This is a genomic window from Pseudomonas sp. BF-B-15 (assembly GCF_019946675.1).
GTDB classification, from domain to species: domain Bacteria; phylum Pseudomonadota; class Gammaproteobacteria; order Pseudomonadales; family Pseudomonadaceae; genus Aquipseudomonas; species Aquipseudomonas migulae.
This window is the reverse complement of the sequence record NZ_JAGYFZ010000002.1, coordinates 45,909-65,909: the sequence shown is the minus strand read 5'-3', so window position 1 is coordinate 65,909 and position 20,001 is coordinate 45,909. Positions and strand designations below refer to the sequence as shown.

Sequence of the window (20,001 nt, the reverse complement as noted above, 5' to 3'; positions counted from 1 at the left end):
ACTGGGTGTCAGCGCTTGCTCAGCTCGCCGTAAAGCTCGGGGCGGCGATCGAGGAAGTAACGATTGGCGGCGCGGGAATCGATCATCAACTGGCGATCCAGCTCACCGACAATCAGCGCTTCATCGAGGCCCGCCTGAGCGATGCGGTTGCCATCCGGTGCGGCGATGCTGCTCTGGCCGCAGTAGTGGATGTCGCCTTCGTTGCCGCAGTAATTGGCATACGCCACGTAACACTGGTTTTCGAAGGCGCGGGCGCGGACGGTGACGTCGGCGATGAAGTCGTAAGGAATCATGTTCGCTGTCGGCACCAGAATCAGCTCGGCGCCGGCCAGGGCCAGACGCCGCGCGCTCTCCGGGAACTCCATGTCGTAGCAAATCAGGAAACCGAGCTTCCAGCCGTTGAGCTCCACCAGCGGAAAATCATCCTGGCCGGCGCTGAACATCGAGTGATCGAGGTCGCCGAACAGGTGAGTCTTGCGGTAGTTGCACAGGCGTTCGCCATTGGCGTCGATCAGTTGCACGGCGTTGTAGATCTGCCCGTCTTCGGTGCGCTCGGGATAGCCATACAAAATGGCGATCCCCGCGGTCTTGGCAATGCGCGCGATCTGCTGCGCCGACTCTCCGTTGTGCACCTCTGCCAAGACACTGACGGCATCGACGCCGATGTTGTAGCCGGTCAGGAACATCTCCGGCAGCACCAGCAAATCGGCGCCTTTGGCCTCCAGCGCCAGTTGATGCAGGCGTTGCAAATTGCCGGCGACGTCCAGAGGCAGCGGTGGACATTGGTAAAGGGCTACGCGCATTTCGAACTCCTTTTACTCGGGCAGGGCGATCGGACCGATCTCGTTGAACACATCTCCTGGACCCGGGTTCTCGGCGTGAGTTTCACCGCCGAAGTGTTTCATGATGCCCCACACCGCATTGAGCGAGGTCTGCACCGCGCCTTCGACCCACGCCGGTGTCCACGAAACGTCATCGCCGGCGATGAAAATCCCGCGCTGTTCGGCCGGCATATCAGCCTGCATGAAGTGCGCGTACATGCGCTGGTTGTAGCGGTAGTGACCGGGCAACGCGCCTTTGAATGCGCCAAGGAAATGCGGGTCGGCTTCCCACGACACGGTGATCGGATCGCCGATGATTCGCGCGGCGATGTCGACTTTCGGGTAGATCTTTTTCAGCGCGTTCAACGCCAGTTCGACGCGTTTTTCCACCGGGTGTGGAAGCATTTTCAACGCATCGCTCATCCACGAGTACGACAGGCAAATCACGCCCGGCTTGTCGTCGCCGTTGTCGAACAGATAGGTGCCGCGGGTCAGGCGATCGGTGAGGGTCATGCTCATCAAGTCGCGGCCGGTTTCCGGATCCTTGTCCTTCCAGAACGGGCGGTCGACCATCACGAAGGTTTTCGACGATTGCATGTAGCGGGTGCGGTCGAGGGCCATCCACATCTTTTGCGAGAACAGGGTTTCGTCGCACTCGATCTGGGTGGTCAGCAGCCAGCTCTGGCAGGTGGTCAGCACCGCCGCGTACTCGCGGGTATCGCCGTTGTTATCGGTGACCGCAAAACGGCCGTCCGCGGCGTGAGCGATTTTTTTGACCCCGGAGCGTGGTGCGCCCCTGTGCAGCGACTTGAGGCTGGTGCCTTCGGGCCAATGCACGCAACGTTCCGGCGCATGGCGCCAGATGCCTTGCGGCACTTGTTCGACGCCGCCGACGACCAGGTGTTGGTGATCGTCGCAGTTAGTCATCACTACGCGGAAGATTTCCAGCATCGAGTTCGGGAAGTCCGAGTCCCAGCCACCGGTGCCGAAACCAACCTGGCCGAATACTTCGCGGTGATGGAACGACAGCTTGGCGAAGGCTTCGGAGGTGGCGACAAAGTCGTAGAAGGTGCGGTCGTCCCACAGCGGAACCAGGGTGTTCCACAACTCTTTGAGGCGCGGCACGTCACGGTCGCGGATCGCTTGCTGGATATCGGAGAACTGTGAGCCGGCTTCCAGTGCATCCGCCCACGCGTCAGCCACTTCCTGGAACAGTGCCGGCAGATCCGCCAGTTTCTGTGCGTAATGGGTTTTGCCTTCCAGGTCGATGACGGTGCTGCCAGAGGCAGGGGTCAGCGGATTGGGAAAGGGTTTGGTCTCGAGGCCGAGCTTGTCGACGTAGTGGTAAAACGCGGTGGACGACACCGGGAAGCGCATGCCGCCCAGTTCGGCGACGATGCCATCGGTCCCGTTGAACGCCTGCGAGCGCAGACGGCCGCCCAATTTCGAGGCTTCATAGACGACGGGCTTGAGGCCCAGTTTCATCAGTTCGTAGGCCGCGACCAAACCGGCGATACCGGCGCCGACAATCGCTACTTCGGCGCCGTGGTTGTGCGCAGGAATGCTGCCGAGGCCGGCCGGGTGTTCGATCCAGTCGTCGAAAGCGAAAGGAAAGTCCGGGCCAAAAATGGTGACTGGTTTTTTACCGTCTGCAGGATGGCGATTGTTCTTGTTCATGGCTGACCTTGCTGGCGACCGGACGCGGGGTGCGCGTCTGAGTATAGGAAAAGATGGCAGCCATTCTAGAGAGCGTAGAACACGTTAATAAGACGCAATGTGTCGTCGTTTTGCTAATTAATTGAGCAAAATGACGAGCTATTGCTACACACCGTCCAGTGTGGGAGCGAGCCTGCTCGCGATGACGGAGTGTCAGTCGACATTGATAGTGATGGGTAAATCGATTCGCCGGCAAACCAGTCTCGCTCCCACCTTGGTCGGCGTTAAACCGGCTGGCCACGATCTATCTTGCTGCTGAGAATGATCGACGTGGTCGTCTTCTCCACCCCGTCCACACTGCCGATCTGATCCAGCAACTGATCCAGCTGCTCCGGCGAATCAGTGCGCAACCAGGCCACATAATCAAATTCGCCACTCACCGCGCACAACTGCTGCACTTGTGCCATAGCACTCAACCGCCGCAACACTTCCTTGCCAGAGCGCGGTTGCACCGTGATTCCGACGTACGCCTGCAATCCGCCGTCCACCACACGCTGGCCCAGGCGCACGCCGTAACCGGTGATGACCTTGGCCTTTTCCAGTCGCGACAGCCGCGACGTTACGGTGGTGCGGGCGATGCCCAATTGCCGGGCGAGCATGGCCACGCTTTCACGGGCATTGATTTGCAGGGCCGCGATCAATTGGCGGTCGATTTCGTCAAGAACGGGCGGGCGAGTGTCAGGCAATGGTCGTCTCCAGCAACACAAATCAATGGGTCAGCATGTTACAGCACCGCTCGCATACCGGATGTTTGATCTAGCCTCAGTACCGTTCATGCCATTTTTACCTGCGACAATTTGCCATAAGTAACTAGGTAGTACATTATTCCGCGCTTGTCACAAATGGGGAAAATTACCGACATGAATAATTCTGGGGCTGCCGGCGGCGGCAAATGGTTGCTGTCGGGGCTGGGTGTCCTGATTGCGTTGATCGGACTCGGCCTGGCCGGTGGCGGCGGTTATCTGGTCTCGCTGGGCGGCAGCTGGTATTTCCTGCTGATGGGCCTGGCGATGCTGGTGTCCGGGCTGATGATCGCCCGTCGCAAGCCGCAAGGTGCGTGGCTGTATGGCGTGGCGCTGATGCTTACCGCGATCTGGGCCGTATGGGACACCGGTTTCGAATACTGGCCACTGGTCTCGCGCGTGCTGACCTTCGCCGTGATCGGCGTGGTCGTTGCGCTGATCTATCCGACGCTGGTCCGTGCTTCAGGCGCGACTGCCGGCCGTGGCGCTTATGGCCTCGCCGGTATCCTGGGCGTCGGCGTTGTCGCAACGATGGCCTACATGTTCGTGCCGACCCATGTGGTCAAGGCCAGCATTGAACCGGCTGTTACGCCGGTTGCTCCGGGTACCGAACAGAAAGACTGGGCCCATTGGGGCAACACCACCGCTGGCAACCGCTTTGCCGCGCTGGACCAGATCAACAAAGGCAACATCGACAAGTTGCAGGTGGCGTGGACCTTCCGCACCGGCGACATCCCGCAAAGCACCGGCGCTGGCGCTGAAGACCAGAACACCCCGCTGCAAATCGGCGACACGGTCTACACCTGCACCGCTTACGGCAAAGTCTTCGCGCTGGACGTCGACACAGGCGCCCAACGCTGGAAGTTCGACCCGCAAGGTACTGCGCCAAACTGGCAGCGTTGCCGTGGCCTGGGTTATTCCGAGACGCCAGTGTCTTCGGATAACCAGCCCACTGCCTGTACGAAACGTCTGTTTCTGCCGACCGGCGATGCCCGTCTGATCGCGATCAATGCCGAGACCGGCAAGCCGTGTGAAGAGTTTGGCAACAAAGGCACGGTCGATCTGACCACCGACATGGGTGAAGTGAAGCCCGGTTACTACCAGCAAACCTCAACCCCGCTGGTCGCAGGTGACGTGGTGATCGTCGGTGGCCGTGTGGCCGATAACTACTCCACCGGCGAGCCGCCAGGCGTGGTCCGCGCTTACGATGTACGCAGCGGTGAACTGGTGTGGGCCTGGGATCCGGGCAATCCGGACACCACCAAACGTCCACCGGCTGGTGAGACCTATACACGCGGCACACCAAACGTCTGGTCGGCCATGTCCTACGACGCCAGACTCGGTCTGGTCTACTTGCCCACCGGCAACGCCACGCCAGACTTCTTTGGTGGTCAACGCACGGCATTCGATGACAAGTGGAGTTCGTCCATCGTCGCCATCGACGTGAAGACCGGTCAGGTGCGCTGGCACTTCCAGACCACCCATCACGACCTGTGGGACTTCGACCTGCCGGCTCAACCGTTGTTGTACGACGTACCGGACGACAAGGGCGGCCTGCAGCCAGCCTTGGCGCAAGTCACCAAACAAGGCGAGATCTTCCTGCTCAACCGCGAAACCGGCGTGCCGATCGCGCGCGTCGAAGAGCGCCCGGTTCCGCAAGGTAGTGTGCCTGGCGAACGCTATTCGCCCACCCAGCCGTTCTCGGTGGACATGCCGTCCATCGGCAACAAGACCCTGACCGAAGCCGACATGTGGGGCGCCACGCCGTTTGACCAGTTGATGTGCCGCATCCAGTTCAAAGGCATGCGCCACGAAGGCGTCTACACCCCACCGGGCATGGACCGCGCGCTGCAATTCCCGGGCTCGTTGGGTGGTATGAACTGGGGCAGCGTCTCGGTAGATCCAAACACGAACTACATGTTCGTCAACGACATGCGCCTGGGCCTGGCCAACTACATGATCCCGCGCAACAAGATCGCCGCCGGGGCCAGCGGTATCGAAATGGGCGTCGTGCCACAGGAAGGCACACCGTTCGGGGCGATGCGCGAACGCTTCCTCTCGGCGGTGGGCATTCCGTGCCAGAAGCCGCCGTTCGGCACGATGTCCGCCATCGACCTCAAGACCCACAAACTGATGTGGCAAGTCCCGGTCGGCACCGTGCAAGACACCGGCCCGCTGGGTATCCGCATGCATTTGCAGATACCGATTGGCATGCCGACCCTCGGTGCTTCTCTGGCCACCCAGTCCGGCCTGCTGTTCTTCGCCGGTACCCAGGATTTCTACCTGCGGGCGTTCGATACGGGTAACGGGAATGAGATCTGGAAGTCGCGTTTGCCGGTGGGTAGCCAGTCGGGTCCGATGACGTATGTTTCGCCGAAAACCGGTAAGCAGTACATCCTGCTGACGGTGGGCGGTGCGCGTCAGTCAACGGATCGTGGGGATTACGTGATTGCGTATGCCTTGCCTGAGTAAAGGCTGAATCGCACGTACGAAAAAGCCGCGCGATTGCGCGGCTTTTTTTTGTTGAGCGAACCGACCCGAAGCCAGCAACGCACAGGATGGACAGCAATCGCCACTCGTAGTCGAATACTAAGTCGAGGGATGCAAGGAGACGGAGATGACGAAGCAGATGCCTTCAGCCATGCACGATCGTGCGTTGCAGATTGCCCATCACGAAATGGGCCACTACGTCGTGGCCCGCGCATTGGGGTTTGCAACCGGCGGCGTGACCCTGTCCGTGACCATGGACTTGCGGCATCAAGGAGGCGCTGCCATTACCCTGGCGCGCCCGATTTCATCGATGGACGCAATGAAAGCGCACGTGGAAGCCCGAATAATGGTCCTGATGGCTGGCGCCATGGGGCAGACATTGTCTTCGACACATCGGTCCGGGAATCGCGTCGACAAGACGAAAGCCGTCACCATCCTGAAAGGTGCGCTGGGGGCGGAACAGGATTATGCAAAAGTAAAAGAGCTTCAGCATTTGCTGCGCAACATCACCTGTCCCGATACGGATCCCACGTCATCTGACCTTATTGCGGCTGAGCTTCAAGCGATGACTGATCGCATGTGGGGCCGGACTCAAGCAATCGTCGAGGACCTGGCGGACACGATTACCGAACTGGGACGCGTGTTGGTTGACGCCATGGTCATCGTGGAGCAGTGGGGCAGGGCGGCGGATACGTATGAGGTGGTGTTTACGCGTGAGATGCTTGAGCGGTTGCGGCCAGTGCAGGCCATTCCAGCGTTGGGTGTTTGGGTGTAAGACCACGCACCACCGATCATCATGTGAAAGCCCCGAATTCTCGGGGCTCATTCCACGGCCCATCGGCCGTTATTTTTTGGACTTCGGATCGGTGCGATCAGGTCCGCGCTCCAGCACCTTCATCACATCATCGACCACGGCCTTGCTCATCGACGTCAGGTAATGCGCGGCCCAGGCGTGGCGGTCGGTGTCTTTGGCGTAGGCGGCGTCCATGGTCAGCTCCTTGGCGAGGTACAACAGATTTGAGGCCTGCGCTAGAGCGTCGGCGAGGGGAACGCCACTACTGACATGGAACAGCGGTTGGTTTGAGCAGTAGATGAAGGGGGTGAGGCCGATGGTTTGTAGTTCTGAAAACGCGGTCGAATCTGTTTTGCTCATAGTCTTGCTCCTTGACATAGGGAGCTGCCGCATTCGTTACCACACGAATGGGAGGCAGCTGTGCGCAGGGTGGTAAACCGGGAGCCAAGGAGACCGGCACGCCCTAGAGCGTCCCACGCACAGCTGCCATAACACAGGATCACAGCCGTAAAGAACTGACTGTTCATGTGATGGAAACGCTGTTGCGCCTTTTCTCGCCGGGTTACCACACCCGATCACTGCATTTGCAGCGACGTCCGGAGACTATCCCGTCGAAGAACAGCGCAACAAGGCATCAAAGTGCCCACAAAACACGATTCGGAGTTTGCCTACAAGGTCTGCGGACGTCATCCGATATTGCGCCACCTGAAGTAAACAAAACCAAACGCCATTCACGAAAAAGCCGCGCATTAAGCGCGGCTTTTTTGTTTGGTGGGCCCACACGGACTTGAACCGTGGACCAAAGGATTATGAGTCCTCTGCTCTAACCAACTGAGCTATAGGCCCTCAGTAGGCCGCGGATTATAGCGACGGTTTCTCGGCTGTGCTATCCGAAAAATCCGATACGGCTATACGAAGAAACGTCGCGGCGAATTCGTCCGCCCGCAATGGCAAGCTGACGATGTAGCCCTGAATCTGTTCGCAGCCTTCTTCGGCGAGAAATAGTTGCTGCGCCAGGGTCTCGACGCCTTCGGCTATCACGGTGAATTGCATGCTGCGGCCCAGCGCGATGATGGCGCGAACGATTGCCGCATCGTGGGGATCATCCGGCAGGCCGCGGACGAAAGACTGGTCGATCTTGAGAATATCCAGCGGCAGGCGTTTGAGGTAGCTCAGGGAGGAATAGCCGGTGCCGAAGTCGTCGATGGCCAGTTGCACACCCAGGTGTTTGAGTTGATGCAGCACCGCCAGCGCTTCCTCGGCCTGGCTCATGATGAAGTTCTCGGTAATTTCCAGTTGCAATAACCCGGGCTGAAGACCGTTGTCCTTGAGCAGTTGTTCGATCCGGCCGAGCAGGTTGGGTTGACGCAGTTGTGCGCCTGCGAGGTTGACCGACAGCGGGCCGAGGCATTCATAGGTCTGATTCCATTCGTACATCTGCCGACACGCGGTCTCGAGCACCCAGTCGCCGATTTGCAGAATCATCCCGTTCTCTTCGGCCAGCGGAATGAAGTGCTCGGGCGGCACGGCGCCGAAGGTCGGGTGATGCCAGCGGATCAGCGCTTCGGCGCCGACAAGGCGATGGTCCTCCAGGCTGATTTTGGGCTGGTAACACAGGGACAGCTCATTGCGCTCGATGGCACGGCGCAGTTCGTGCTCCAGTGCGACGCGCTCGCTGGCCTGGGCGGTCAGGTCGCGGGTATAGCTTTCGACCCGGTTGCGGCCCTTGGCCTTGGAGCGATACATCGCCGCGTCGGCGTTTTTGACCAGCGTGGCGACGTCACAGCCGTCTTTGGGATACAGGCTGGTGCCGATGCTGGCGCTGATGAAGAACTCATGCTCGCCCGCCTGGAATGGCGCGCTGAAGCAGTTGAGCAACTTGGTTGCGATATTGTCGGCGTCGGTGGATTGCTGCAGGCCCGGTAGCAGGATGATGAACTCGTCGCCGCCCAGTCGCGCCACGGTGTCGATATCACGCAACTGCTCCTTCAGACGCACGGCGATGCCCTTGAGCAGCAGGTCGCCGACCGGGTGGCCGAGGCTGTCGTTGATGTGTTTGAAGCGGTCCAGGTCGAGGAACAACACCGCGCCCTGGCCGCCGTTTTCCTGCTGGTTGTTGAGCGCGGTCAGCAGCCGGCTTTCGAACAGTGTGCGGTTGGGCAGGCCGGTGAGCGGGTCGTGGTGCGCCTGATAATCGAGTTTGGCTTGCGCGTGCTTCAGGCTGGAAATGTCCGCAAACACGGCAACAAAGTGGGTGATGAACTTGTCGCGGTTGCGCACGGCGCTGATGGTCAGCCAGCTCGGGTACAACTCGCCGTTTTTGCGCCGGTTGGAAATCTCGCCCTGCCAATGGCCTTCGGCGGTCAGTTGATGCCACATGGCGGCGTAGAAGGCGCTGTCATGCAGGCCTGAGGCAAGCAGGCGCGGGGTGTGGCCCAGTGCTTCGCTTTCGCTGTAGCCGGTAATTTCGGTAAACGCGCGGTTGACCGCGCTGATGTGTTGCTGCGTGTCGGTGATCAAAACCCCCTCGGCGGTGCTCTCGAACACCGTCGCGGCTTGTTGCAGTTTTTCCTGCATCAGGTGTCGCTCGGTGATGTCCCGGGCGATGGTCAGCATGCAGTCTTCATCGCCGATCGGCAGCGGTCGGCTGGACACCTCGCAGAGGCGGATCTGCCCGTCGCTGCGGCGGATATGGCAACTGAAGTCACGGACGAAACCATCCCGGTGCAGCAGGTCGAGCATCTGTTTGCGTTCGTTGAGGTTGACCCAGATCCCCAGCTCAAGCGCCGAACGATCCACCGACATCGCACTGTTGAAACCGGTAATGCGGCTGAAGCCTTCGTTGACCTCCAGCAGCAAGCCATCGCTCTGCCGGGACAGCAGCAAACCGTCGGGGGACGCGTGGAAGGCTTTGGCGAATTTTTCTTCGGACGTTTGCAGCTGTTGCTGGGTTTCCTTGAGCTTACTGATATCGCGCACAACCACCACCAACGCCGGGGTCGTATCGAGATCGAAAGGTTCGGCGGAGATCAGGCCGGTAAACACTTGGCCATTGCTGCGGCGAAAGGGCATCTCCAGGTTACGGATGCTGCCGGCCTGCAAGCGTTGCAACAGACCTGGCCCAACGCCGGGTATGCCCCAGATGTTCAGGTCGGTGGCGGTCTGACCGATGACTTCCTCGGCTTTGAGACCAATCTGCTCCTCGAACGCTTCGTTGACTTCCAGCAGGCAGCCATCCGACAGCCGCGCAATGACCAGAATGTCCGGGCATTGCTGGAACACCGAGGCAAACTTCTGCTCCGACAGGCGCAACGCCTCTTCGGTGCGCTTGGTTTCGCTGATGTCGATCATCAGCCCGCGCATCACCGGTTCATGGCCGTGCTCGATCAGGCTGACGATGTCGCGCACCCACAGGCAACGGCCGTCGGCGGTGATGACCCGGTAATCGAGGCTGTGATCGCGCCCGGCCAGGACTTCGTGATCGCAGAAGGTCTGGGCGCGAGTCAGGTCGGCGGGGTGGATGATGTTGCGCCAGAACCCCGGAATCAGCCAATGGGACAGGGGATAACCAAGCAATTCTTCGGCGTGGGGCGACACATAGCTGTAGGTGAAATCGGTGATCCGCGCTTCCCAGGCAATGGCCGAAAGGCTCTCCACCAGCCCGCGATAATGGTATTCGCTGCTGCGCAGTTCCTGTTCAAGGTCGACGCGGCGGGAGATTTCCGAACTCAGTCGGCGATTGATCCGGATGACCACCGCCAGCACGGTGATCAGCAACAGCAACCCCGGCAGGCCGTAAACGATCAGATCGGACCAGAAGGTTCGATGATCGAGGACGTTACCGACCCAATGTTCCTGGATGGCGCTGATTTCTGCCGGTGTCATGTCTGCCAGGACTTTGTCGAGGATGCCGACCAGAATCTTCTTGTTCTGAGGCACGCCCATGGCCAGTTGATAGCGATAGGGCGTCTCGCCGCTGACATAGAGCCCATCGAGCTTGAGTTGGCGCAAGCTCCAGACGCTGGAAGCGAGATCGCCGACCACCGCGTCCACTTCATCGGTCGCCAGTGCCTGCAAGGCTGAACTGACGTTGGGCATGCCCACCAGATTCAGGTCGGGGTGATGAGTGCGCAGCAGTTCATGAGGCGCGTAGTTTTCCACTACGGCGATTTTCAGACCGTACAACTCTTCAAGCTTGTGCGGTTGAGCGCCTCCGACGTGGGCAAGGATGACGATCGGAAAGTCGAGGTAGGGGCGCGTAAACGCCAGGTATTTCTGACGCTCCGGGGTCGACATGATGCCTGGCAACAGATCCAGTTTCGCTTGTTTGGCCTGCTCAAGCACAGCCGTCCAGCTCACAGGCTCGATGGGCGTGAGCTTGATGGCCAGGCGTTGGCGAATCAGGTCGATGTAATCCGCCGCAAGGCCCTGATAGCGGCCCTGATCGTCACGAAACTCAAAGGGTGGCCATGACGCATCGACACCCAAGCGTAAGTCAGGGTGGGCCGTCAACCAGCTACGTTCTTCGTCGGTCAGAGTCAGCGCGCCAGCCGTTGCGGTCCAGGTCATCAGCGACAGCAAAAAAAGCACGGTCGGCATTCTGGGCATAACGGTCTCGTTATGGCTCGGGGGAATGTTTCGAGTGTAGACGGGCAATTCGGCGGGAGGGAAGTGCGGGGGATTTAATCTGCATAAAGCAAAACCCCCGGCCTGGGCCGGGGGTTTTGTGATCACTCGTCGAGGAAGGAGCGCAGATGCTCGCTTCTCGTCGGGTGGCGCAGCTTGCGCAGCGCCTTGGCTTCGATCTGACGAATCCGTTCACGGGTCACGTCGAACTGCTTACCAACCTCTTCAAGCGTGTGGTCGGTATTCATGTCGATACCGAAGCGCATGCGCAGAACCTTGGCTTCACGGGCAGTGAGGCCGGACAGGACTTCGCGAGTCGCTTCTTTAAGGCTCTCAACGGTAGCAACATCGATTGGCGACTGCATGGTCGAGTCTTCGATGAAGTCACCCAGATGGGAGTCTTCGTCATCACCGATCGGGGTTTCCATGGAGATCGGCTCTTTAGCGATCTTCAATACCTTGCGGATCTTGTCCTCAGGCATTTCCATGCGTTCGCCCAGCTCTTCCGGGGTCGGTTCGCGACCCATTTCCTGCAACATCTGCCGGGAAATACGGTTGAGCTTGTTGATCGTCTCGATCATGTGCACCGGAATACGGATGGTGCGGGCCTGGTCGGCGATCGAGCGAGTGATCGCCTGACGGATCCACCAGGTGGCATAAGTCGAGAATTTGTAGCCGCGGCGGTATTCGAACTTGTCTACCGCTTTCATCAAACCGATGTTGCCTTCCTGGATCAGATCGAGGAATTGCAGGCCACGGTTGGTGTACTTCTTGGCGATGGAGATCACCAGACGCAAGTTCGCTTCGACCATCTCTTTCTTCGCGCGGCGGGCCTTGGCCTCACCGATCGACATGCGACGGTTGATGTCCTTGATCTCGGCGATCGTCAAACCTGTTTCGGTTTCCAGCGCGGTCAGCTTCTGCTGGCAACGAATGATGTCCGGCTGCAGGCGACCAATGGCTTCAGCATATTTGCTTTTGCCTTTGGCCAGAGCGTCGCTCCAGCTTTCGTCAACTTCATTGCCCGGGAACTGGCGCAGGAAGTCGGCACGCGGCATACGGGCATCACGCACGCACAATTGCATGATCGCGCGCTCTTGCTGACGCAGACGATCCAGGGCACTGCGAACACGCTCGACCAGGCCTTCGAATTGCTTCGGCACCAGTTTGATCGGCATGAACAGCTCAGCCAGGGCCAACAGTTCAGCGATAGCTGCTTTGTTGTTGCGACCGTGCTTTTTCAGAGCCTTGCGGGTGATTTCCATCTGATCAGCGACAGCGCCAAAACGCTGTGCGGCGATGATCGGATCCGGACCGCTTTCGGCTTCTTCTTCGTCATCCGAAGCTTCGGCGTCATCGTCGTCGGTATCGTCGTCCGCTTTCACGGCTTTCGGATCGACTGGCGGCGGCACTTCTGCAGCAGGCGGCGCAATGCCGTCGTCCGGGTCGATATAACCGCTCAGGACGTCGGACAGGCGGCCACCTTCGGTGGTGACGCGAGTGTATTCGGAGAGAATATGGTCAACCGTGCCAGGGAAGTGCGCAATTGCGCCCATCACTTCGCGGATGCCTTCTTCAATACGTTTGGCGATTTCGATTTCGCCTTCACGTGTCAGGAGCTCTACCGTACCCATTTCGCGCATGTACATGCGCACCGGGTCGGTGGTGCGACCGATGTCGGTTTCGACCGCTGCCAACGCTGCTGCTGCCTCTTCGGCCGCGGCTTCGTCGGTATCGGCGTCGGCCAGCATAAGGGAATCCTTATCTGGCGCAACCTCGAATACGTTGATCCCCATGTCATTGATCATGCGGATGATGTCTTCCACCTGTTCCGGATCTGAAATATCCTCCGGCAGGTGGTCGTTGACCTCCGCGTAAGTCAGGTAGCCCTGCTCACGACCAAGTGTGATCAACTCTTTGATACGAGACTGCTGTTGCGCTTTTCCGGACATAACACCCTATCCACTGAAGGTCTTGGCGGGCAAAAAACAAGCCGAGGATTATACCTGAGCTATGACCTCACGCGCCAGTTGAGGTCGGGTTTGGTACAGTCATATTGCGTTTTAATAGGTCGCGCATCTGATTTGCGATCTGATTTGCTTCCTCTGCGGTCAATCCCGGCTGTCTTGCTTTTCTGATAAGTGCTTCCAGGCTATCGGTGTGTTGACCGGCTGATAGCCTAGTAATGGTGTCTAAAAACTGTTGTTCAAGGTTGCCGCCTTCAATCAGCCATTCCTTTTCCGCCAATGCTTTGAGAAGACGTCCCTGCTCCGTCCCGTGCCAGCGGGCCATTAACTGAATTGAGTTTAGCTTAGGATTTTTTTGCACGGCCTCGATAAGGGCCACCAGCAATTGCGCGTAGGTGTTGCTCTCATTGGCGAAGTGATCGGCGGTTTCTACCCTGCCAGCCAGTTCCGGATGATGAATGAGCGTGCGAAGCGCAATCAGGGTCGGGGCTTCCACGGCAATCGGTGTGCGCGGGGCGCTTTGTTGATCGCGATCACCGCCACGCTTGCCATTTTTATCCCACGGTTTCTTGTCCCATTTCTTGCCGCCGGCGCCGGGTTTCTTCGGTGTCCATTCCTGCTGCGGCACGTACATCTCTTGTGCCTGCGGCTGATGGTAATCGCCGTAATCCGGCATCGCGTCGTAATCGATGCCCGGGTCGTAGGCAGGCGGCGCGTCCTGAGGTGCGCTTTGCACCAGCTGGCTCACGGCTTCGCCACTGAGCCCGGTGATTTCGGACAGGCGCTTGCGCATTAGGATCCGCAGGTTCGCGCCCGGAACCTTGTCGATCAGCGGCGCCGCAAGGGTGGCCATGTGGGCCTTGCCTTCGAGCGAGCGCGGGTCCGATTCCTCGGTCAGTTGCTGGAAAAAGTAGTCTGCCAATGGCTGCGCGTGCTGGTTGATCCGCGCGCGGAAAGCATCGGTGCCTTCGGAGCGGACCAGCGTATCCGGGTCTTCGCCCTCGGGCAGAAACAGGAAGCGCGCCCGTCGCCCGTCTTGCAGGCAGGGCAGGGTGGCTTCCAGTGCTCGCCATGCGGCGTTACGGCCAGCCTGGTCGCCGTCGAAGCAGAACAAAACGTTGGGCACGACGCGAAACAGACGCTTCAAGTGCTCTTCGCTGGTGGCGGTGCCGAGTGTGGCGACGGCATTGCGCAGGCCTTGCTGGGCGAGGGCGATGACGTCCATGTAGCCTTCGACGACGATGATTTCGTCGAGGTTACGGTTGTTTTTGCGTGCTTCATAAAGGCCGTAGAGTTCCTGGCCTTTATGGAATACCGGGGTTTCCGGTGAGTTCAGGTATTTCGGTTTGTCATCGCCCAATACCCTGCCACCGAAAGCGATGATGCGCCCGCGGCTGTCGCGGATCGGAAACATCACGCGATCGCGGAAGCGGTCATAGCGTTTGCCGGTTTCGGCGTTTTCGATCAGCAGGCCGGCATCGACCATGGCTTTCTGTTGCAGCGTGTCGCTGCTCAGGTGCTTGAACAGATTGTCCCAGCCGGGCGGAGCGAAACCGAGGCCGAAGTCCCGGGCGATCTCGCCGGTCAGTCCGCGACCCTTCAAGTAATCCACCGCGGCTTTGCGCGACGGATGGCTTTTCAGTGCCTGACGATAGAAATCGGCGGCGGCAGTGAGCAACGGGTACAGCGGCGAATCGGTCGGCTGCCGCGGTTTGTGCGGCCGGCCGCTTTCTTCGCGGGGGATTTCCATGCCGGCGGCTTTGGCCAGTTCTTCGACAGCCTGGATGAAGTCCAGGTTGTCGTGGTCCATCATGAAGCCGAGGGCGTTACCGCCAGCACCGCAGCCGAAGCAGTAATAGAACTGCTTGTCGGGGCTGACGCTGAAGGAAGGGGTTTTTTCTTTGTGGAACGGGCAGCAGGCAGTGTAGTTCTTGCCGGCCTTTTTCAGTTGCAGGCGCGAGCTGACCACATCGACGATGTCGGTGCGGTTCAGAAGGTCGTCAATGAAGCTCTGGGGAATTAGCCCGGCCATGGCGGTCTCGTCATCTGCGCTGAAATGGACCCAAAACGAAGGGCCGGCGAACGCGGGTCATTGCTTGAGGCGCGCAAAGTGTGCGGCTCGACCAGTGTCGTCTGCGTAATCGCTGTCGGGAAGTGTATCTGCCGAAAATCCACTGACGTTAATACCAATCAGTATTCGACTATTTGAAAGTGTTTCGCTGAATCCGCTGCGGCCAGTCGATGGCCTCGGATAGCTCATAAGCGGGCACGCAAGAAGGTGCCTTGGGCTGATCGTCGTGAGAGGAATCAGTGGGTGTGCTCGTCAGTAGCCTTGGAAGGCTCGTCAGAAAAGACGTGCACCGCTGGCAAAAGAGCCAGGTCTGACGCTGTGAAGCAGGTTTGTCTCGGTCGCGTCTGCGGCTTTGACGGTGAAGCATCAAGCGTTGTCCGCAAATGCCATTAGCCCGGCTGAGGGCCGGGCTTGGCAGAAGCTTGCTACGAACGTCTGTGTATTAGTACAGACGAACGGCGCGGCGCTGTTCGCGCTGAACTTTCTTGGCGTGACGCTTAACAGCGGCTGCTGCTTTGCGCTTACGCTCAGAAGTTGGCTTCTCGTAAAATTCGCGGCTACGAACTTCAGCCAGTACACCGGCTTTTTCGCAGGAGCGCTTGAAACGACGCAGAGCTACGTCGAAGGGTTCGTTCTCTTTTACTTTGACGGCTGGCATCCAGAGCTACCTTCATTCATTACCGGGGTCAACATCCTCGCGGCAAAAGAGCACTTGAAGACGTCGGTTTTTAAGGGTTGCGGATGTTAACCCCTCATCGCTCGGAATGCAAAGCCTCTGATCGAAAACCGCTAGTCGGGGCATCACATGGCGACTATTATGCGCGCCTTCGAATTCAGCCTAAACAAGGCGCAAACCCATGCTAGTACTGGGATTAGAAACCTCCTGCGACGAAACCGGTGTCGCATTATATGACAGTGAACGCGGCTTGCTGGCCGACGCGCTGTTCAGCCAGATCGACCTGCATCGCGCCTATGGTGGCGTGGTGCCGGAGCTGGCTTCGCGTGACCACGTCAAACGCATGCTGCCCTTGATTCGTCAGGTGTTGGCCGAGGCGGGCTGCGTGCCCACCGAGATCGACGCGATCGCCTATACCGCGGGTCCGGGGCTGGTCGGGGCGCTGCTGGTCGGTGCTTCCTGCGCTCAGGCGCTGGCCTTTGCCTGGGGCATTCCGGCGCTCGGCGTGCACCACATGGAAGGCCATTTGCTGGCGCCGATGCTGGAGTCGCAACCGCCGGAATTCCCGTTCGTCGCTTTGTTGGTGTCGGGCGGTCATACGCAGCTGGTTCAGGTCGACGGGATCGGTCAATACACGCTCTTGGGCGAAACCCTCGACGATGCTGCCGGTGAAGCCTTTGACAAGACCGCGAAGATGATGGGGCTGAATTATCCGGGCGGTCCGGAAATCGCTCGTCTGGCGGAGCAAGGCGTTGCAGGACGTTTCACTTTTCCGCGTCCGATGTGCGACCGCCCGGGCCTGGCTTTCAGCTTCAGTGGCCTGAAAACCTTCGCCCTCAACACCTGGCAGCAGAGCGTCAGCGCCGGGGACGACAGCGAGCAAGCCCGTTGCGACATCGCGCTGGCGTTCCAGCAGGCCGTGGTGGAGACTTTGACCATCAAGTGCAAGCGCGCCCTGAAACAGGCGGGCATGAAGCGTCTGGTCATCGCAGGTGGCGTCAGCGCCAACAAGGCGCTGCGCTCTTCACTGGAAAAAATGCTCGGCGACATGAAGGGCGACGTGTTTTACGCCCGTCCGGAGTTCTGCACCGACAACGGCGCAATGATTGCGTTTGCCGGCTGCCAGCGCTTGCAGGCCGGTCAGCACGAAAGTCTGGCGATCAGCGTGCAGGCACGCTGGCCGATGGAGCAATTGTCAGGGCTGTGATGAGCGGCGCTCACGTCCGGTATTTAAAAATGCCGTTCGCGCCCGGCAAACAGGTCGCGTAGATTGCCCCGATGACGCCAGACGATCATGCCCGTGAGCGCGCTCATGGGCAGCAAGGCCGCCGGTTCCTGCCAGGCCAGCAGCGGCAGGGTCAGCGGTGTGGCGATCAGTGCGGCGAGTGAGCTGGTGCGGGTCAGGTAGAACGTCAGCAGCCAGGCACAGACCGCCAGCAGGGCTGCTGGCGGGTAAAGCCCCAGTAACATGCCGGCAGCAGTGGCGACACCTTTGCCACCGCGAAAGCGAAAATACAGCGGGAACAGGTGACCGATGACGGCACAAACGCCGATCCAGGCCTGTTCTTGCAGCGAAAGACCCGCAACACCGGCGATCAGCACCGGCAACAGCCCTTTGCAGAGGTCGCCGATCAAGGTCAGGATGGCGAGTTTCTTGCCGGCCAGACGCAACATGTTGGTGGCACCGGCATTGCCCGAGCCACTCATTCGCGGATCGGGGTTACCGGTCAGGCGGCTGAGCAAAATGGCGAAGGACAGAGAGCCGAGCAGGTAGGCGAGAGTCGCCAGTAACCAAAACATGCTAACTATTCCGGGCGAGGACGCCCTGATTCTAACGGCGCATTGCGCCCTTGTCGTGCAGCGGAGAAAAGTGCTTGGACAGAGTGTTTATCGAGGGCCTGGAAGTCGACACCGTGATCGGTGCCTACGACTGGGAGCGAGGCATCCGACAGTGCTTGCGTCTTGATCTGAGCTTCGCCTGGGACAATCGCCCGGCCGCGGCGGGTGATGACCTGACCCTGGCGCTCGATTACGCGAGCGTTTCGTCGCGCATCCAGGCCTTTGCCGAGCAAGCGCAGTTCCAGTTGGTCGAGACCTTTGCCGAGCGTCTGGTTGAGGTGCTGATGAGCGAGTTCAACGTCACCTGGATGCGTCTCAAACTGACCAAGCCAGGTGCCGTCCCGGCGGCCACCGGTGGTGTGGGCGTGGAGATCGAGCGCGGATGTCGCTGACTCAGGTGTACCTCGGGCTCGGTAGCAATATCGAGCGCGAAACCCATTTGCAGGCTGGCCTGGAAGCCCTGGCGGGTTTTCTGGTGGATATAAGATGCTCGGCGGTGTTTGAAAGCCAGCCGGTGGGGATCAAGAGCGGGCCGTTCTTCAATTTCGTGGTCTCGGCTTACACCGATTTGCCGCTGATAGAACTGGACCGCCGACTGAAATTCATCGAGGCGGACAACGGCCGCTATGCACCGGACCGCAAGGGTTTGCCGCTGGATATCGACGTGCTGTTGTTCGGTGATCTGGTGGGCAACTTCGACGGATTGATTCTGCCGCGCGCAGAGATCCTGAAAAATGCCTTCGTATTGTGGCCGTTGTCGCTCATTGCGCCGGATCGTGTGCATCCGGGTGTAGGCAAAAGCTTTGCGACGTTGTGGGGCGAAGCGCAGATTGATCAGGTGTTGGCGCCGGTGGCGTTTGAATGGCGTGGGAAGCCGTTGACTCCATTGCATCTCCTGTGAGGCTGATGACGCTATCGCGAGCAGGCTCGCTCCCACAAGGGTTGCGCTAAACCTGTGGGAGCGAGCCTGCTCGCGATGCTTTTCAGGCAGACGCCCCGTCTTTGTAGGCTTTCAAGGCCTTGAGCCGCTCACGCTTGATCGCCTCTCCCAATTCAGGCCCCTTGAATCCCTTCTCCAGCAACGGTTGTACCGCCACGCTGCGAGCAGCGTTCGCCGCCCCGCGCAAATAATCCGCCTGTGGATAACTTCTCTGCTCCAGCCCTTTGCGCCCGCGCGCGTCCATTTCACACGCCGCAATAAACTCCTCAAACCGCTGCGGACGACGATAGACGTCAAAACTTTGCAGCAGCTCCAGCAGCGTCGAGGGCTTTAGCTCCAGGGCGCGATGGCCATGGGTGTGATATTGCCCCACCAGCAAAGCCAGTTCCTGGCAGTCCTTCGGTGCCTTGAAGCGTTCATTGACCGCTTTGATCAGCTTCAGGCCGGTGTGTTCGTGGGCGATATGCCGCGGCCAGTCTTCTTTCGGCGTCAGTCCTTTGCCCAGGTCATGCAGCAGGCAAGCCCAGCGCACAGTCAGTGGTTGTTTGTGCAACGCTGATTGCTCAAGCACGCTCAAGGTGTGTACGCCCGTGTCGATTTCCGGGTGATGAGCTTCCGGTTGCGGTACGCCGAACAGGGCATCGACTTCTGGCATCAGCACCTTGAGAGCGCCGCACTCGCGCAGCACTTCGATAAATACCTGCGGTTGATCTTCCAGCAGTGCGCGGGAAATTTCTTTCCAGCTACGTTCGGCGGTCAATGCCTCCAGTTCGCCCGACTCGCTGAGTTGGCGCATCAGCTCCAGCGTTTCCGGTGCGACGGTGAAGCCCAACTCCGCATAACGAGCGGCAAAGCGCGCAACGCGCAGAACACGGAGCGGATCTTCGGCGAATGCGGGGGAAACGTGACGCAGAACGCGAGCTTCGAGATCGCGTTGGCCATGGTACGGATCGGTCAAATTCTGTTGATCGTCTTCAGCCATGGCGTTGATCGTCAGGTCGCGACGAATCAGGTCTTCTTCGAGGGTGACTTCGGGGCTGGCGTGAAAGGTAAAACCGCCGTAACCGCGTCCGCTTTTGCGTTCAGTCCGGGCGAGGGCATATTCCTCACCACTTTTTGGATGAAGAAACACCGGGAAGTCCGCGCCCACCGGGCGATAGCCCTTGGCGAGCATTTCTTCGGTGGTGGCGCCGACCACGACCCAGTCGATATCGGTGACAGGTTTGCCCAGCAGGCGATCGCGTACCGCACCGCCGACTTTATAAATCCGCATAAAAAACCTCCGTTAGCCCGACAGAATAACCGTTGCGTCGAGCTTG

General features: G+C 59.5%; 15 protein-coding genes and 1 tRNA gene. 5 read left to right on the top strand and 11 right to left on the bottom strand.

All coding sequences use genetic code 11. The features are described 5' to 3' along the window. Nucleotides 1-8: 8 nt before the first annotated feature. The 3 genes from KGA97_RS01325 to KGA97_RS01315 form a co-directional block, all read right to left on the bottom strand. Nucleotides 9-803 (bottom strand): carbon-nitrogen hydrolase family protein, encoded by a 795-nt coding sequence (locus KGA97_RS01325; protein WP_223480083.1) that lies wholly within the window; start codon nt 801-803, stop codon nt 9-11. 12 nt (nt 804-815) lie between these two features. Continuing rightward, a complete protein-coding gene (locus KGA97_RS01320; protein WP_008027019.1) occupies nt 816-2,498 on the bottom strand; it encodes a flavin monoamine oxidase family protein in 1,683 nt (560 codons plus the stop codon). A 263-nt stretch (nt 2,499-2,761) separates the two neighbouring features. After that, the gene (locus KGA97_RS01315) at nt 2,762-3,223 is read right to left on the bottom strand and encodes an Lrp/AsnC family transcriptional regulator (protein ID WP_223480082.1); all 462 of its coding nucleotides are present in this window, start codon (nt 3,221-3,223) and stop codon (nt 2,762-2,764) included. 174 nt (nt 3,224-3,397) lie between these two features. Between KGA97_RS01315 and KGA97_RS01310 the strand changes: the two genes are divergently transcribed. Further along, nucleotides 3,398-5,752, top strand: a complete 2,355-nt coding sequence (locus KGA97_RS01310; RefSeq protein WP_223480081.1) for a glucose/quinate/shikimate family membrane-bound PQQ-dependent dehydrogenase — start codon at nt 3,398-3,400, stop codon at nt 5,750-5,752. 145 nt (nt 5,753-5,897) lie between these two features. Next, nucleotides 5,898-6,545 carry a peptidase M41 gene (locus KGA97_RS01305; protein ID WP_223480080.1) on the top strand — a complete coding sequence of 216 codons (648 nt, stop codon included), beginning with the start codon at nt 5,898-5,900 and terminating at the stop codon, nt 6,543-6,545. Between the two features lie 69 nt (nt 6,546-6,614). Here KGA97_RS01305 and KGA97_RS01300 read toward each other — a convergent pair whose 3' ends face one another. From KGA97_RS01300 to rpsU, 6 genes are all read right to left on the bottom strand, one after another. Next, nucleotides 6,615-6,923 carry a DUF3077 domain-containing protein gene (locus KGA97_RS01300; protein ID WP_223480079.1) on the bottom strand — a complete coding sequence of 103 codons (309 nt, stop codon included), beginning with the start codon at nt 6,921-6,923 and terminating at the stop codon, nt 6,615-6,617. Nucleotides 6,924-7,332: 409 nt separating this feature from the next. Further along, nucleotides 7,333-7,409: transfer RNA gene (locus tag KGA97_RS01295), tRNA-Ile, on the bottom strand. A 15-nt stretch (nt 7,410-7,424) separates the two neighbouring features. Then, nucleotides 7,425-11,171, bottom strand: coding sequence for a bifunctional diguanylate cyclase/phosphodiesterase (locus tag KGA97_RS01290; protein WP_223480078.1), 3,747 nt, complete (start codon nt 11,169-11,171; stop codon nt 7,425-7,427). Between the two features lie 122 nt (nt 11,172-11,293). Beyond that, nucleotides 11,294-13,141 carry an RNA polymerase sigma factor RpoD gene (rpoD, locus tag KGA97_RS01285; RefSeq protein ID WP_008027035.1) on the bottom strand — a complete coding sequence of 616 codons (1,848 nt, stop codon included), beginning with the start codon at nt 13,139-13,141 and terminating at the stop codon, nt 11,294-11,296. A 67-nt stretch (nt 13,142-13,208) separates the two neighbouring features. After that, nucleotides 13,209-15,188, bottom strand: coding sequence for a DNA primase (gene dnaG / locus KGA97_RS01280; protein ID WP_192229274.1), 1,980 nt, complete (start codon nt 15,186-15,188; stop codon nt 13,209-13,211). Between the two features lie 481 nt (nt 15,189-15,669). Further along, a complete protein-coding gene (gene rpsU / locus KGA97_RS01275) occupies nt 15,670-15,885 on the bottom strand; it encodes a 30S ribosomal protein S21 (RefSeq protein WP_002551877.1) in 216 nt (71 codons plus the stop codon). Between the two features lie 199 nt (nt 15,886-16,084). Between rpsU and tsaD the strand changes: the two genes are divergently transcribed. After that, entirely contained in the window at nt 16,085-17,110 is a 1,026-nt protein-coding gene (gene tsaD, locus KGA97_RS01270; protein ID WP_008027039.1) for a tRNA (adenosine(37)-N6)-threonylcarbamoyltransferase complex transferase subunit TsaD, read from the top strand. Nucleotides 17,111-17,133: 23 nt separating this feature from the next. Here the strand turns inward: tsaD and plsY are convergent, their stop codons facing one another. Next, nucleotides 17,134-17,703, bottom strand: a complete 570-nt coding sequence (plsY, locus tag KGA97_RS01265) for a glycerol-3-phosphate 1-O-acyltransferase PlsY (protein ID WP_008027042.1) — start codon at nt 17,701-17,703, stop codon at nt 17,134-17,136. A 74-nt stretch (nt 17,704-17,777) separates the two neighbouring features. Here plsY and folB point away from each other — a divergent pair, with 74 nt between their 5' ends. After that, nucleotides 17,778-18,134 (top strand): dihydroneopterin aldolase, encoded by a 357-nt coding sequence (folB, locus tag KGA97_RS01260; RefSeq protein WP_150711139.1) that lies wholly within the window; start codon nt 17,778-17,780, stop codon nt 18,132-18,134. Continuing rightward, nucleotides 18,125-18,643, top strand: a complete 519-nt coding sequence (gene folK / locus KGA97_RS01255; protein ID WP_223480077.1) for a 2-amino-4-hydroxy-6-hydroxymethyldihydropteridine diphosphokinase — start codon at nt 18,125-18,127, stop codon at nt 18,641-18,643. Before folB ends, folK begins: the two co-directional genes overlap by 10 nt. 82 nt (nt 18,644-18,725) lie before the next feature. Here the strand turns inward: folK and KGA97_RS01250 are convergent, their stop codons facing one another. Beyond that, the gene (locus KGA97_RS01250) at nt 18,726-19,955 is read right to left on the bottom strand and encodes a multifunctional CCA addition/repair protein (protein WP_008035953.1); all 1,230 of its coding nucleotides are present in this window, start codon (nt 19,953-19,955) and stop codon (nt 18,726-18,728) included. Nucleotides 19,956-20,001 lie beyond the last annotated feature (46 nt).

Coding starts and splice junctions, on each gene's coding strand:
- KGA97_RS01325 (WP_223480083.1), bottom strand. CDS start 803: ATGCGCGTAGCCCTTTACCAATGTCCACCGCTGCCTCTGGACGTCGCC.
- KGA97_RS01320 (WP_008027019.1), bottom strand. CDS start 2,498: ATGAACAAGAACAATCGCCATCCTGCAGACGGTAAAAAACCAGTCACC.
- KGA97_RS01310 (WP_223480081.1), top strand. CDS start 3,398: ATGAATAATTCTGGGGCTGCCGGCGGCGGCAAATGGTTGCTGTCGGGG.
- KGA97_RS01305 (WP_223480080.1), top strand. CDS start 5,898: ATGACGAAGCAGATGCCTTCAGCCATGCACGATCGTGCGTTGCAGATT.
- KGA97_RS01300 (WP_223480079.1), bottom strand. CDS start 6,923: ATGAGCAAAACAGATTCGACCGCGTTTTCAGAACTACAAACCATCGGC.
- KGA97_RS01290 (WP_223480078.1), bottom strand. CDS start 11,171: ATGCCCAGAATGCCGACCGTGCTTTTTTTGCTGTCGCTGATGACCTGG.
- rpoD (WP_008027035.1), bottom strand. CDS start 13,141: ATGTCCGGAAAAGCGCAACAGCAGTCTCGTATCAAAGAGTTGATCACA.
- dnaG (WP_192229274.1), bottom strand. CDS start 15,188: ATGGCCGGGCTAATTCCCCAGAGCTTCATTGACGACCTTCTGAACCGC.
- rpsU (WP_002551877.1), bottom strand. CDS start 15,885: ATGCCAGCCGTCAAAGTAAAAGAGAACGAACCCTTCGACGTAGCTCTG.
- tsaD (WP_008027039.1), top strand. CDS start 16,085: ATGCTAGTACTGGGATTAGAAACCTCCTGCGACGAAACCGGTGTCGCA.
- plsY (WP_008027042.1), bottom strand. CDS start 17,703: ATGTTTTGGTTACTGGCGACTCTCGCCTACCTGCTCGGCTCTCTGTCC.
- folK (WP_223480077.1), top strand. CDS start 18,125: ATGTCGCTGACTCAGGTGTACCTCGGGCTCGGTAGCAATATCGAGCGC.
- KGA97_RS01250 (WP_008035953.1), bottom strand. CDS start 19,955: ATGCGGATTTATAAAGTCGGCGGTGCGGTACGCGATCGCCTGCTGGGC.